The organism is Planomicrobium sp. CPCC 101079 (assembly GCF_007859275.1).
Lineage (GTDB): Bacteria > Bacillota > Bacilli > Bacillales_A > Planococcaceae > Planococcus.
In genome coordinates, this window is record NZ_VOHC01000032.1 from 1 (window position 1) to 13342 (window position 13342).

At 46.2% G+C, this 13342-nt stretch carries 14 protein-coding genes and 2 riboswitches; of the genes, 5 read left to right on the forward strand and 9 right to left on the reverse strand.

Annotated features, from left to right (window positions below; all coding sequences use genetic code 11):
- The first annotated feature begins 7 nt into the window (after positions 1 to 7).
- The gene (locus tag FQV28_RS17315; RefSeq protein WP_370455119.1) at positions 8 to 115 is read left to right on the forward strand and encodes an IS3 family transposase; all 108 of its coding nucleotides are present in this window, start codon (positions 8 to 10) and stop codon (positions 113 to 115) included.
- 60 nt (positions 116 to 175) lie between these two features.
- On the opposite strand, the gene FQV28_RS17320 is transcribed toward FQV28_RS17315, so the two are convergent.
- From FQV28_RS17320 to FQV28_RS17335, 4 genes are all read right to left on the reverse strand, one after another.
- On the reverse strand, positions 176 to 769 hold the full coding sequence (locus FQV28_RS17320; protein ID WP_146497774.1) for a flavin reductase family protein: 594 nt from the start codon (positions 767 to 769) through the stop codon (positions 176 to 178).
- Positions 770 to 897: 128 nt separating this feature from the next.
- The gene (locus tag FQV28_RS17325) at positions 898 to 1896 is read right to left on the reverse strand and encodes a Gfo/Idh/MocA family protein (protein ID WP_146497775.1); all 999 of its coding nucleotides are present in this window, start codon (positions 1894 to 1896) and stop codon (positions 898 to 900) included.
- A 118-nt stretch (positions 1897 to 2014) separates the two neighbouring features.
- Complete coding sequence (locus tag FQV28_RS17330) at positions 2015 to 3019, reverse strand: EAL domain-containing protein (RefSeq protein ID WP_146497776.1); 1005 nt, start codon at positions 3017 to 3019, stop codon at positions 2015 to 2017.
- A gap of 272 nt (positions 3020 to 3291) precedes the next feature.
- On the reverse strand, positions 3292 to 3579 hold the full coding sequence (locus FQV28_RS17335; RefSeq protein ID WP_255472998.1) for a cbb3-type cytochrome c oxidase subunit I: 288 nt from the start codon (positions 3577 to 3579) through the stop codon (positions 3292 to 3294).
- A gap of 203 nt (positions 3580 to 3782) precedes the next feature.
- On the opposite strand from FQV28_RS17335, the gene FQV28_RS17340 reads away from it, so the two are divergent.
- Positions 3783 to 4322: a dihydrofolate reductase family protein gene (locus FQV28_RS17340; RefSeq protein WP_146497777.1), complete on the forward strand. Its 540-nt coding sequence runs from the start codon at positions 3783 to 3785 to the stop codon at positions 4320 to 4322.
- Positions 4323 to 4366: 44 nt separating this feature from the next.
- Here FQV28_RS17340 and FQV28_RS17345 read toward each other — a convergent pair whose 3' ends face one another.
- Genes FQV28_RS17345 through mtnK form a run of 5 tightly spaced genes read right to left on the reverse strand, consistent with a single transcriptional unit; the run spans position 4367 to position 10251 of the window.
- On the reverse strand, positions 4367 to 5386 hold the full coding sequence (locus FQV28_RS17345) for an ABC transporter permease (protein WP_146497778.1): 1020 nt from the start codon (positions 5384 to 5386) through the stop codon (positions 4367 to 4369).
- Positions 5328 to 6866, reverse strand: coding sequence for a sugar ABC transporter ATP-binding protein (locus tag FQV28_RS17350; protein ID WP_146497779.1), 1539 nt, complete (start codon positions 6864 to 6866; stop codon positions 5328 to 5330). Before FQV28_RS17350 ends, FQV28_RS17345 begins: the two co-directional genes overlap by 59 nt.
- Before the next feature lie 60 nt (positions 6867 to 6926).
- On the reverse strand, positions 6927 to 8006 hold the full coding sequence (locus FQV28_RS17355) for a sugar ABC transporter substrate-binding protein (protein WP_146497780.1): 1080 nt from the start codon (positions 8004 to 8006) through the stop codon (positions 6927 to 6929).
- The gene (mtnA, locus tag FQV28_RS17360) at positions 8003 to 9064 is read right to left on the reverse strand and encodes an S-methyl-5-thioribose-1-phosphate isomerase (RefSeq protein ID WP_146497781.1); all 1062 of its coding nucleotides are present in this window, start codon (positions 9062 to 9064) and stop codon (positions 8003 to 8005) included. Before mtnA ends, FQV28_RS17355 begins: the two co-directional genes overlap by 4 nt.
- Positions 9061 to 10251: an S-methyl-5-thioribose kinase gene (gene mtnK, locus FQV28_RS17365; protein WP_146497782.1), complete on the reverse strand. Its 1191-nt coding sequence runs from the start codon at positions 10249 to 10251 to the stop codon at positions 9061 to 9063. Before mtnK ends, mtnA begins: the two co-directional genes overlap by 4 nt.
- 75 nt (positions 10252 to 10326) lie before the next feature.
- Positions 10327 to 10481: riboswitch (SAM riboswitch) on the reverse strand.
- A gap of 178 nt (positions 10482 to 10659) precedes the next feature.
- Positions 10660 to 10764, forward strand: a riboswitch (SAM riboswitch).
- 66 nt (positions 10765 to 10830) lie between these two features.
- On the opposite strand from mtnK, the gene mtnW reads away from it, so the two are divergent.
- From mtnW to FQV28_RS17380, 3 genes are read left to right on the forward strand one after another with little or no spacing between them, the layout of a single operon-like run.
- Complete coding sequence (mtnW, locus tag FQV28_RS17370) at positions 10831 to 12045, forward strand: 2,3-diketo-5-methylthiopentyl-1-phosphate enolase (protein WP_146497783.1); 1215 nt, start codon at positions 10831 to 10833, stop codon at positions 12043 to 12045.
- Positions 12046 to 12050: 5 nt separating this feature from the next.
- Complete coding sequence (locus FQV28_RS17375; protein WP_146497784.1) at positions 12051 to 12716, forward strand: 2-hydroxy-3-keto-5-methylthiopentenyl-1-phosphate phosphatase; 666 nt, start codon at positions 12051 to 12053, stop codon at positions 12714 to 12716.
- A complete protein-coding gene (locus tag FQV28_RS17380; protein WP_146497785.1) occupies positions 12713 to 13330 on the forward strand; it encodes a methylthioribulose 1-phosphate dehydratase in 618 nt (205 codons plus the stop codon). Before FQV28_RS17375 ends, FQV28_RS17380 begins: the two co-directional genes overlap by 4 nt.
- Positions 13331 to 13342: the final 12 nt, after the last annotated feature.

The window sequence follows — 13342 nt, forward strand, 5'->3', positions numbered from 1 at the left end:
CACTGCCATTGTACAACAAAAAGTTGAAGATTACATGTATTATTACAACTACATCCGACCGTTCCAAAAATTAAACTGCCACTCTCCGGTTGAATACCGGACAATGGCAGTCTAGGTGTTTTTTCTTATGTCTCAAATTAACGGGTCAGTCCATTCAAATCTCAAGCGGTTTTTGTTATTTCGGCCGATCGATGGAAAACACTTCGCCTAACTTCGCATAATTCGTGCCAGCCAAACGGCTTACCGGTTTCAATAGTTCATGATGGATCCGGCCGTTCTCGTAAATGGATTCGTCCACATGAAAACGAACCACTTTGCCGATGAGCAGGCGCGTGCCTCCAAGTTCCACCACTTGCTCCAAGCGGCATTCAAAACGGACTTTCGCTTCATTTACTCCCGGGACTGTTATGGCTTCGCTTTCTGTCAATGTGAAATCCGTCAAGTCCAGCTCGCTTTCATCGGGAGGCAAGGAAGCCGCCGTCCTGTTGACTTGCTCCACGTTGGATTCATCAACGACATGGACAACAAACTCTCCCGTTTCGATAGCGTTTTGCGCTGTATCTTTTGGAGTTCCTGCTCTACTTTGAACAGAAATGGAAATCATCGGCGGATCTGACGATACTACATTAAAATAGCTGAAAGGCGCCGCATTCAACAGCCCATTCGCCGATCTGCTTATAACAAAAGCAATTGGCCTTGGGACGATACTGCCAATCAGCAACTTGTAATTCTCGCGTTCTGTCTGTTCTTTTGGATCGAATGATAACACGGCCATTCCTCTCCTTTGCTCAATCTTCCTGTTTGTTTCGCAATTGCATAGACACCTTGACGATTAGTCCAAGCATGATGCCTATGCCGGAAATAAGAAGCTTCCAGATTGATGAAACTTTTCTGTTGCTACCGCTTTACTTTTACCCGCTCCCCGGTCCGGATCGATTCATAGCAGGCGTCAATTACGCGCATATTTTGAATCGTAGAAGCACCGGAATATGCAGGCTCCAAGCCTTCTAAAATCGCTTTCGAAAAGTGCTCCACTTCCATCCTGTAAATATCCCCGTAAATTTTTTCCTCTCTTCTAAACGTGCCTGTCTGCACAATGACATGCCCCAATCCACCATTATGGTCTGGACGGAACGCGAAAGGCACTTTGATGGAACCTTTTGTCCCCACCACTTCATATTCATTGCGGTCGACCATATCAAAGCTGCAGTCGAGGACCGCCTTTGCCCCGTTTTCCAATTTCAAAAAACTATAGGCTGACACGTCCACTTGAGCCTCAGGGTCTAGTTCCGCATATGCCTGTACTTCAACCGGTTCGGTCCGCAAGATGCTCCTGATGGCATGGATGGAATAACAGCCGACATCGTAAATGCTGCCGCCGCCTTCTTTCATCATCCGGATGTCACCTGCCCGCTCTGCAAAATAAAATGAATGGCTGGACTTAAACAACATGACTTCCCCAATTTCACCTGAAGCAATAATGCTTCGTACACGCTGGTGCTGTGGATGAAATTGGTACATGAAGGCTTCCATGAACTTCACATTATGGGCTTTGCAGACCTCCACCATTTCTTCAGCCTCTTCAGCTGTTAATGCAGCAGGCTTTTCGCATAGAACGTGTTTGCCTTTACGTGCTGCCTTGAAAACCCATTCTTTATGCAAATGGTTTGGCAGCGGAATGTAAACAGCGTCAATTTCTTCATCTTGCAGCAGTTCATCATATGATTCATACGCGCTTTCAATGTTCAATTCATTTGCCACTTCGTAAACTTTGCTGCTTCTGCTCGCTATTGCTCCTACTTCGGCATTGTTTGAGCGAATGATTGCAGGAACCAATTCCGTCCGCGCGATATTTGCTGTCCCCAAAATGCCCCATCTGATTTTTTCCACTGCCATTCCTCCTTAGTTATCAAGAGTATATGTATATAAATCAAAGCATATGCCCTTGGCTGGCCTTAGTCAATTTTCTCCATGAGAAAGCGGAAAATCGGCCTTTCAACCGATTTCCCGCTTTTTATGCCTGGTATTCCATTTCTTTCAATGGCGCCGCAGCAGGTTTGCCGAACAAATAGCCTTGGAACAGTTTGTATCCTTGTTGTTTTAACCAATCAAAGTCCGCTCGTTCCTCCACGCCTTCAGCTAACGGAATAGAGCCAACTTCTGAAGCCTTCTTCAAAAATTTCAGGGCTACCTCTTGTTTCAACACATCATTTGCGACTCCCTGGACATATTGCATATCCAGTTTCATGTAATGTGGGCGCAAGTCAGCCAGCAGTTCGATTGTGCTATGCCCTTCTCCCACATCGTCCAAAGCATATTGGAATCCTTTTTCTTTATAGAAAGACAAGATTTTTTTCAAATGATCCACGTCATCCACTTTTTCCGTTTCGACCACTTCAAAAACCAATTGCTTTGGATTCACACCCAATTGGTTTGCAAGATTTGTCGTAGAGCGCAAGCAAAATTCCGGTGAATAGATCGATGTCGGAATAAAATTAATGAACGCTTTTTTATCTTTCAAAAGAACAGCATGTTTGACCGCTGTCATCCGGCAGATCCGGTCAAGTGCATATAGCCTGCCTCTGCTCTTGGCAGCAGGGAAAATTTCGTTCGGGTAAATCGTCGAGCCGTCCTTGTTGTGGAATCTGGAAAGAAGTTCATATGCAAAAATTTCTTCTGTTTCGGTCACTATCGGCTGGTAATGGCAAATCAACCGTTCATTCGAAATCACATCGTCAATCCATTCCATATTAAAAACATTTTGCAACTCAGAAATCGGCTGCCATTTTTCTCTATTGATACGGAACGCCACTTTATCCTTTTCAAGAAAATGATTACAAAAATCCAGAAATTCCTTTGCGCCTTTTTCATCTGTCTGCAAGACAGGCTCTTTCATGCTATATATTATTTCTCTGCGCTCTAAATGATTGGTAATTTGTTCTATTTCTGAAAGATTTGTCTCTCCTTCAAACCGAATTTCGAATTTCAAACTGGCAACCGAACAGCTATTGCATTCCACACTATCTTCCTCCCTGATTTCTAATACCTTAATATTACTTTATGTAACTTAAGGGCTGCAAGTATAGAGAATTTTTCCTATTTCAAGATGGATAAGATTGCAGAAAAATGCCAGCCCGCTATTAGGCGGACTGGCATCAAGATTAATAATGCGCTTCGGCTTTTACATTTTTAAATACATTAATTAAATAGATTAGCGTGGCTATAATGACTAAAACAGCTCCTGTATGGCTAAAGGAAGGGCAATATTTTCGTTTCCGCTGGCAAAAAGGATCATCCCAAAAGTAATGCTATGGCCCCGATGTTGTAAAGCCAAAAATGGACTTTCCCCAGTTTGCTTCCTCCTGCTCGAGGAAAGTAATGATAGACCAATCCAAATAAAGCCATGGTCGCCCACCCCAGCAAATTAACATGCGCATGGACGGGAGCATATTGGAAGTTCTCGCTTATTCCCATATAAAGCCCTAAGCTGACCCCGATTAGCAAGTATACACTGGCTACTTTGATGAAGGCGATTCCCACGTTAACCGCTTCCCCTATCATACTTTGCTTCAATTGCATCCTATGGCTTGCCGGCGGTATTGCCCTAGATGCTGAACCTCTCCTCTCCATCCTCTTTCTAATTTCTCCCAATCTACTCACCTCATAATTCTTTATCTTGAACCGAATTCCCTTCCTTTTTGGAGTAATGAAGACAATTAAAAAAGGGTTATTTTTCAAGGATGCAGAATTATTTATTAAACTGAATAAAAGGAGAGGACGTTATGGGAAAAATTATTGTATCGATGTATATGACGTTGGACGGGGTAATCGAGGAACCGTCTTGGACAGCACCTTACTGGAACGATGAAATCGCTAATCTCCAGCACACATTGCTTTTTGCATGTGATTCTTTGCTTCTTGGTCGCACCACTTACGAAGAATTTGCTGAAGCTTGGCCGAAAATGAAAGACGAAGAAGGATTTGCAGAACGGATGAACAGCCTGCCAAAATTCGTCGCCTCTGAAACATTGGAAACGTCCGAATGGAACGCCACATTTCTTAAAGGAAACCTTGCAGAAGAAGTGCAAAAGCTAAAACAAAACGATCATAATATGTTGATATATGGAAGTGCCAGATTGGTTCAACTGCTTTTAGAGCACGATTTGATCGATGAACTCCATTTGATGGTCTTCCCGCTGGTGCTTGGTGAAGGCAAGCGGCTATTCAAGGTAGGACAGTCGCAAAAGAAATTTTCCTTAGGCACAAGCAGAGCAACAAGCACCGGCGTTATCTTATCGAGCTATGTCACAGCCACTACTTAAGCAAATAAAAAAGGCTGCCGATTTCTCGACAGCCTCTTTCTAACTCAAGTTCTTGCAAATTTATGTTTTGCGTATACATACGTCACAGCGAGCGCAATGACCAGCACACCGCCTTTGATAATATCAAAGGCATAATAAGGCAAGTTCAAAATCGTCAAGCCATTCAGCAAAATACCGATAACCGCCGCGCCAAAAAATGTACCAAGCGCATTCGGCTTACCTGCCCCAAGCACCGAATAACCGACGAATACAGCCGCTACAGCTTCCATCATCAACGGGGCGCCGGCGTCAATTTGTCCCGAACCGACACGGGCGGTAAACAGAATTCCTGCCATAGAAGCAAAAACACCCGATATTACGTAAGCTGCGAATTTCACTTTTTTGACGTTGACCCCGGAAAGCGTCGCCGCTTCCGCGTTGCCTCCGGTCATTTGCAAGATACGTCCCCAACGTGTATGATTCAGGACAACATAAGTTGCCAATACCATCACAAGCATAATCCAAACAGGCACCGGCAACCCGAGCATTTTCCCTTGCCCAATCCATAAGAACGCTTCGGACAGCTGCCCAGGCGCTGTTCCGCCTGATGTTAACGGCATATTATTGTAAATTGAATAGCCTTCTGTATAAGTCCGGTGAAGACCCGCCACAATATACATCATCCCTAGCGTGGCCAAAAGATCGGGAATCCCGATGACGACGATCAAAAAGCTGTTCAAGGCCCCAATGGCCACACCGACAAGCAATGGCAGCACCAAAACGAGCCACAGCGGCAGCTCGTACCAAACCATAAGAGATGCGGTCACAACTGTCGCCAGCGACATCGTTGAGCCGACCGACAAGTCAAAACCGTCAACTACTAATGTGAATGTCACCCCAAGCGCCAAAAGCGTCACAATAGAAATTGACCGCAATATATCTGTGAAGTTTCCATAAGTTAAAAACGCTTCGCTGATTGAGCTAAAATACAAAATAATGAAAGCCAATAACGCAATCGCTCCATACTTAAACAGAAACTGTATCGCGTTTTCTTTCGCCGAGCTCTTCTTTTCCACCGCTTGCATATAACAAAATCCTTTCCTGGGTCGCTTCTTCTCGCGAAAACTCTTTCACGATCTGCCCGTTATACATAACTAAAATCCTGTCTGATATTCCAATTGCCTCATGAATTTCACTGGAAAAATAGATACAGCCTTTGCCGCTTGCAGCAAGCTGGCGCACCAGTTTGAAAATGTCGACTTTTGCGCCGATATCGACGCCTTTCGTCGGTTCGTCGAACAAGTACAAAGCCGAATCAAGAGAAATCCATTTGCCGATGGCCACTTTCTGCTGGTTTCCTCCGCTTAAATGGACAAGCGGCGTTTCCGTGCTGTCCGTTTTGATGCGCAGACGATTGATGATATCCGAAGCAAAGCCTTTTTCGGCCGCTTTGTTCATGAACAACCCACGGGAGAATTTTCGCAAGTTCGGAAACGATGCATTTGTTTGAAGCGACTCGTGGACGAACAGCCCTTCTTTTCTTCGCTCCTCTGGAACAAGTGCCATTCCGGCTTTGATGGCGTCTTCGGGGTGTTTCAGCTTCAGGCTTTTTCCTGCCAGCTGGACGCTGCCTTTTGTCAAATGCATCCCCCCGAACAAGGCTTTGGCCAGTTCGGTCTTTCCGGCTCCAACAAGTCCGACCACCCCTACAATTTCCCCTTCTGCAACTTCAAACGTGATATCCTTCAGTTTTTCGCTATCGGACAGCCCATTTACCTGCAGCAGCGGGGCACCGATCGGATGCGTCCTGTTGATCAGTTCGTTGCTGAGTGAAGCGCCTAGCATCGATCCTACAATCTGGTCCTGGTCCGCGCGGGCCGTTTCAAAAGTTTCCACTACTGTCCCTTCCCGCATAACGGTTATCCGGTCGCTGATTTCGAAAACTTCCGGCAACCTGTGGGAAATGAAAACACAGCTGACTCCTTCAGACTTCAACTTACCGATGACCGAAAAAAGCTTTTCCGCTTCGTGGATCGATAATGGAGCGGTCGGTTCATCGAAGATGATGATTTTAGCCGAGTGGACCAGCGCCCGGGCAATCAACACCAGCTGCTTTTCAGCCAATGTCAGCCGAGCCGCTTTTTGCTGAACCGCTATATTTTCTGCCTGCAATTCTTTCAATGCCGCTTTGGCTTTTGCGTATAGCTTTGATTTGGAGACGAACACATTTTTTCCGGAAACAAACGTATCGAGCAAAATATTTTCCGCAACTGATAGTTCTGCCACAATGGCGGTGTCCACTTCTTGGTAGACACAATAAATCCCTTGTTCTTTTGCTGCTTTTGGTGATGACAAACGGATGCTTTTTCCTTCTAACAGCAACTCTCCGCCATCTTGCTCGTAGACGCCCGATAAGATTTTCATAAGCGTACTTTTTCCGGCTCCGTTAACACCGAGCAAGGCATGGACTTCCCCTTTTTGCAAATGGAAATTTGTTTTTTCAAGTGCCTTTACTTTTCCGAATGTCTTTTGGATGCCGCTCATCGATAATAAGTAGTTTTTCATGGACTTGCTCCTTTCTGAGAAAAGAGCTGTCCCATAACGGACAGCTCTTTTCGCAAGAAATTATTGGCCTTCTAATTCCCGAAGAGCATCCGTGTACCCTTGGTCGCTTGATCCCCAGCCTTCGACATACTCGCTAAGTTCAGCTGTTGTTATCGTTTCTTCAGGAAGGCTTTCTTGATCAACAAAAACCGGCTCCAATACAATGCTTTCTTCCGGATTTTCTCCGTTGATTTTCTGATACAAATAACGTACTTGGATGCGGCCGATATCAATCGGATCGACAGCTGCCGAAGCAAGCCATGGGCTGTTTTCTTTTTGCATCATCTGCAAATCTTCGTCGCTCATGTCGATGCCGTATACCTTAATATCCGTACGTCCCGCCTGTTCAATGGCGCGGACAGCGCCTTTCGCGAACTCATCCCACGAAGCCCATACTGCAGTAATATCGCCTTCGTTTGGATATTGTTTCAAGATAGCTTCCATCTGTGATTGCGTATCAAGAGCGGTGTTTTGGGTAGCTGCACCAAAAGTCGCAACTTCTTTAATGCCTGGATTGTTTGACATAAATTCTTCATAAGCCACTTGGCGTCTCTCCATTGGTGCAAAGCCTGCGACCCAAATTTTCACGATATTTGCTTCGCCATTGGCATCTTCAGCCAACTTTTCCAAAGTCATCTCAGCCATAGCCTGGTCGCCTTGCTGCAGGTTGACAACGCCTTCTACCTCTACTCCAGTATCAAACGCAACAACCGGAATGCCTTTTTCAATCGCATTTTCAACACCTTGGTTCAATGCTTCTTTTGTTCCGTGGTCAATCAAGATGCCGTCTACGCCTTGGTTGACTGCTGCATCAAGGTTTGACGCCATTTTTGCCAAATCGCCGTCTGAAGTGAAGACAGTAACTTCTCCGCCAAACTTTTCGACTTGCTCTTTCACGCCATCAATATATTGAGCTGAAAATGTTCCGAGGTTAATCTGCATGATCAAGGCGATTTTCTTTCCTGAAAGCGGATGGTCTGAAGCCGCTGCTTTGTTTTCAGAGGCAGCTTGTTCGCTGGCATTTCCTTGTGGCTGGCAGCCTGCCAGTAATATACCGATTAATAGGAGTGCTGATAATAACCAAAGCGAATGTTTTTTCATTTCGTTTCCCCTTTTCCTGTGTACGCCCCTAGCAAGCTAGGGATATTTTTATCGTATTCCGGGTGAATGATCCCTTTTTCCGTGATGATGGCTGTGATTAAGTGGCCAGGTGTGACATCAAATGCCGGGTTGAAAACTTTTGTGCCTATTGGCGCGATCGGTTCTCCGCCAATGTGGGTAATTTCATCCGGATGGCGTTCTTCAATGGTAATGTTTTTGCCGTTTTCAATCGATAAATCGAATGTGGAGACAGGAGCCGCCACATAAAATGGAATTTGATAGGCCGCAGCCAATAATGCCAGATTGAGGGTCCCGATTTTGTTGGCGGTATCGCCATTTGCCGCAATACGGTCAGCACCGACGATGATCGCTTCAATGCCTTTGGCCCCAATCGTATGGGCCGCCATGCTGTCGGTAATGAGTGTCACATCCACGCCGGATTGCTGAAGTTCCCATACCGTCAGGCGGGAACCTTGGAATACCGGACGGGTTTCGCAGGCAAACACTTCGAACGTTTTGCCGCGTTCGCTTCCAAGATGGAATGGCGCCAGCGCCGTACCGTATTTCGCAGTGGCAATCGATCCGGCATTGCAAATCGTCATGACTTTAGTTTGCCCTTCGAGCAATGACAATGCATATTCCCCGATGCTTCGGCATGATTCTTCGTCTTCTTGATGAATCTTCACTGCCTCATCTATCAAAATCGCTTTCGCATCGCCAACTGTTTTCGCCTGTTGGACAGCTCCGAGCAAACGCTCCAGCGCCCAAACAAGGTTCACTGCCGTCGGCCGAGACTCCGCCAGATAAGCGGCATCTTTTCTTACATAGTGATGAAAAGCTTCCAAGCTCTCAGTTTCATGCCGCTGTGCTGCAATCGCCAATCCATAAGCGGCAGTAATGCCGATGGCCGGCGCTCCGCGGACTTTCAACTTTAAAATTGCATCATAGACATCTTCAATTGTTTCCAGTGTGATGTATTCAATGATATGGGGCAGTTTTTGCTGATCCAAAATTACAAGCTGCTGATTCGTCCATTTGATGGATAATGGAATGCTCATCGGCTTTCCTCCTCAACCAACGCAATCACTGCAGCAATTGTCGGCAACTCTTTGCGTTTTACTATTAACGCTTCACCAGTCCGCAGCACTTGCTTTTTCAATTGGATGCGGCGCTCTGAATCCTCAATGCCGTCCAAGTCTTTAACATGAGCCAGCCCAATCGTGCGGCGGATCAATTCACAGCCAGCAAAGCCGATCGCGTCTTGGAAGATTTTCTCCAAAATAAATTCTCTATAGCCTGCTGTATCTTTAAATGCTTCAATCCCCTGCTTTTCCCAAAGTTCTGAAAAAGTAGAAGAAAACACTTCCCACGTGTTCCCGATGTGGCGAATAACCACTTCCCGCTCCTCGCCTTCCCGTGTAACTGCTTGGGCAATCAGGTTCGCCAGGAACAATCCGACGTCAAAGCCGATCGGGCCGTAAAAAGCGAATTCCGGATCGATAACTTTCGTTTCCGCCTCGCTCGCGAAAATGCTTCCGGTGTGAAGGTCTCCATGCAATAGCGCTTCCGCTTCCGTCAAAAAGCTTTTCTTTAGTTTGGCCGCTTCAAGCTTCAGCGGCCCGTTGTTCCATATGGCTTCGACAGCTTCTTGAAGTTCCGGCTCGAAATCGTTTGTGTCGTGATCAAAATACGGATCTGTGAAAATCAAATCTTCTGTAATTTTGCAAAGCTCCGGATTCGAAAATTCTGCGTCCAGGCGTTTCTTCTCAAATGGATGCAACGCAAAATCGGATGTGTGGAATAATGTTTTCGCTAAATACTCGCCAATGTCTGCTGATAATTTCGGATAAGCTTCCCCGCTGATCAGCCCTTCACGCGCGATGGTTAAGTGAGACAAATCTTCCATCACCGTAAAGGCGAGCTCTTCGTTGGTTGCGTAGACTGCCGGCACCAGGTCCGGGACAAATTCACCGTGTTTTCTTAGCGCATTTGCTTCAATAGTTGCCCGCTTTAATGTAAGCGGCCAGCTTTCACCTACTACCTTGGCATACGGCAATGCCTGCTTGATAATCAAGCCTTTGCCGCTTTTGCTGTCCGTAATCTTGAACACGTAATTCAAGTTGCCATCCCCGATTTCCTGGCTTTCCAGCTCGGCGCCTTCCGGGAAGAAATCCAAGCTTCTTGCCAGCGCAATGGCGCTCTCATCGGTTAATGCTTTATATTGGTTTGCTGCTGTTGTTGTCATGGTCATCTACCTTTCTTCGGCATATAAAAAGCCTCTTTCGGTTGAGAAAGAGGCGCAGAATAAGAGATTCTTCACCTCTTATCTTTCAAAGATTTTCATCTTTGATGGAATTAGCACCGTGCCTTACAGGATTATCATCCCGGCGCAAAAGCGCCCCGTTTCACAACGGTATTACAGTCGGTTGCTGGGCGTCATCGGGCCATTATCCCTCTGCCAGCTCTTGATAAGAGTAGTAATTTCATGATGTAATTTTGTTTGTTGACTCGATAATGAATACTATCACGGTTCAGAATAGAGTGTCAATCACATTGTTCTAAATTTTTGTGAAAGAACATAATTGACAGAATTACTCGGGCGTGAAATAATCAAAATTAATTTGAGTAATAAATTTTAACCCAATAAAATATTTTCTTATTTAGAGCAGGTGGAGGGACGAGCCCTATGATACCCGGCAACCGGTCCATTCACGGACACGGTGCTAATTCTTGCAGCCTATAGGCTGAGAAATAAGAAGTTGTTAAGCCCTTAACCTCTTCTTGTTTGAAGAGGTTTTTATTTTGTCTAGGAGCGTGAAATCATTTGAGCAGATTAACAGCTACGTATCAGCTGTTCGGACAGGCCGGATCTTTTGGAAAGAAAGCGGAAGGCATTGCACTTGGGCTGACGGTCGGATCATGGACTGATCTCCCTTTATTGGAACAGGAACAATTAAAACACCATAAAGGAACTGTTGTCTCAGTAACCGAATTTGAAGAAGTCCGCCATCCGTTAAAGCCGGAACAAATCCGGGCGGAAGTAAAAATTTCTTATCCGAGCGTCAATTTTTCTCCCGACTTGCCGGCCATCCTGACAACCGTTTTCGGCAAATTGTCACTCGACGGCGAAATAAAACTGCTGGACCTTGAATTTGACGACGAACTGCTTTCCCACTTTCCAGGTCCACGGTTTGGAATTGATGGAATCCGCAGTAAACTCGGAGTTACCGGACGTCCACTCGTCATGAGCATTTTCAAAGGCGTAATCGGCCGCGACATCGATTATTTAGCAGATCAGCTTCGCCAACAAGCGCTTGGCGGTGTTGATCTTGTGAAAGATGATGAAATCCTTTTTGAAAATCCGTTGACGCCATTTGAAAAACGGATTACAACCGGCAAAGAAGTACTGCGCCAAGTTTATGAAGAAACAGGGCACCGTACATTGTACGCCGCCAATTTGACTGGCCGGACTTCCGAATTGAAAGAAAAAGCACGGAAAGCGCGCGAGCTGGGCGCTGACGCCCTCCTGTTTAACGTCCACGCATATGGCTTAGATGTTCTGCAGGAACTGGCTGAAGATGACAGCATCGGGCTGCCGCTCATGGCCCATCCGGCATTCAGTGGCGCATTCACTTCTTCTCCCTTATACGGAGTTGCAACAGCGCTGGCTCTTGGCAAGTTGACTCGGTATGTTGGCGCTGATTTTTCCTTGTTCCCCTCACCATACGGAAGTGTAGCGCTTGAAAAATCTGCCGCACTTGCGCTTGGCGAAGAACTGACAAAACCAAGCGCCGTAAAACGGACGTTCCCTGTCCCTTCGGCGGGTATCCATCCTGGTCTTGTCCCGCTTTTGATGAACGATTACGGAGTTGAAAGCATTATAAATGCTGGCGGCGGGGTTCATGGCCATCCTGCCGGCGCTGCTGGAGGCGGCCTTGCCTTCAGGCAAGCCGTAGACGCCGTCTTGAGGGGAACCGAACTGGCGGAAGCAGCGGAACAGCATCCCGAATTAAAAACAGCACTTGAGTTATGGGGGTAACCAACATGAACAAACCGATCATATTTTGCGATTTTGACGGTACGATTACCGATCAAGACAATATCATGGCCATTATGAAGAAATTTGCGCCGCCTGAATGGCTTCCAATCAAAGACGGTGTACTCGAACAAACTCTCTCCATACGTGAAGGCGTTGCCAAGATGTTTTCGCTTCTTCCGGTTTCGGCGAAAGACGAAATTATCACCTATGTGCTCCAGCAAGCCCAGATTCGGGAAGGGTTCGGCGACTTTGTCGCTTATGCAAAAAAACACGATATACCGCTTTATATTGTCAGCGGCGGCATCGACTTTTTCGTCCATCCCTTGCTTGAGCCATTCGGGCCCTTCGCCGGTGTCTATTGCAATGAGGCGGATTTCTCAGGCGAGACCATTCGCATTCATTACCCGCATAGCTGCGACAATGACTGTACAAGCCAAGGCTGTGGGTGCTGCAAACCTTCTATAATCCGCACTTTACTCGACAGCGATGCAACAAGCATTGTCATCGGGGATTCCATCACTGATTTAGAGGCAGCCAAGCAAGCCGACCTCGTGATTGCCCGGGATTTCCTTATCGAAAAATGCAAGGAACTGGGCATTCCATACGAACCATTCACCAACTTCCATGAAGTCATGGATATTATCGATTCGAGGTTAGGTGTGAAACTATGACAGTGCTTCAAGAAAGATGGAACGAACTCGCAGATATTAAAGATGAATTGGCTGTCAGGGATTGGTTCATGGGCACGAGCGGAAACCTGGCGATAAAAGTGGACGATGCACCTGTTGAGTTCTTGGTCACGGCAAGCGGCAAAGACAAAAAGAAGCGCACGGCAGAAGATTTTCTTCTTGTCGATGCAACCGGAAAACCGGTGGAAAAAACCCATTTAAAGCCTTCAGCTGAAACATTGCTGCACTGCGCAATCTATTCGAAAACTACTGCCGGATGCAGTCTCCATGTCCATACAGTAGCAAATAACGTTATCTCCGAATTGTACGGTGATGACGGTAAAATAGATTTTCAAGGCCAAGAACTCATCAAAGCGTTTGGCATGTGGGAAGAAGATGCTTTGCTGTCCATTCCTATCATTCCGAACTACGCTGATATCCCACGCCTCGCTGAAGAATTCGGCCAGTACCTCGGCACTGATAAAGGAGCTGTATTGATCCGGAACCACGGCATTACCGTTTGGGGAAAAGATGGTTTTGAAGCTAAAAAGCTGCTTGAAGCCTGTGAGTTTTTATTTCAATACCAATTAACGCTTAACCAAATTTATTCAAAATAAGAGAGGAAGATT

What these genes read in the sequence shown, in the direction of transcription:
- FQV28_RS17325 (WP_146497775.1), bottom strand. Translation starts at nt 1,896, where the DNA reads ATGGCAGTGGAAAAAATCAGATGGGGCATTTTGGGGACAGCAAATATC.
- FQV28_RS17335 (WP_255472998.1), bottom strand. Translation starts at nt 3,579, where the DNA reads ATGCAATTGAAGCAAAGTATGATAGGGGAAGCGGTTAACGTGGGAATC.
- mtnK (WP_146497782.1), bottom strand. Translation starts at nt 10,251, where the DNA reads ATGACAACAACAGCAGCAAACCAATATAAAGCATTAACCGATGAGAGC.
- FQV28_RS17355 (WP_146497780.1), bottom strand. Translation starts at nt 8,006, where the DNA reads ATGAAAAAACATTCGCTTTGGTTATTATCAGCACTCCTATTAATCGGT.
- FQV28_RS17345 (WP_146497778.1), bottom strand. Translation starts at nt 5,386, where the DNA reads ATGCAAGCGGTGGAAAAGAAGAGCTCGGCGAAAGAAAACGCGATACAG.
- FQV28_RS17380 (WP_146497785.1), top strand. Translation starts at nt 12,713, where the DNA reads ATGACAGTGCTTCAAGAAAGATGGAACGAACTCGCAGATATTAAAGAT.
- FQV28_RS17375 (WP_146497784.1), top strand. Translation starts at nt 12,051, where the DNA reads ATGAACAAACCGATCATATTTTGCGATTTTGACGGTACGATTACCGAT.
- FQV28_RS17340 (WP_146497777.1), top strand. Translation starts at nt 3,783, where the DNA reads ATGGGAAAAATTATTGTATCGATGTATATGACGTTGGACGGGGTAATC.
- FQV28_RS17350 (WP_146497779.1), bottom strand. Translation starts at nt 6,866, where the DNA reads ATGAAAAACTACTTATTATCGATGAGCGGCATCCAAAAGACATTCGGA.
- mtnA (WP_146497781.1), bottom strand. Translation starts at nt 9,064, where the DNA reads ATGAGCATTCCATTATCCATCAAATGGACGAATCAGCAGCTTGTAATT.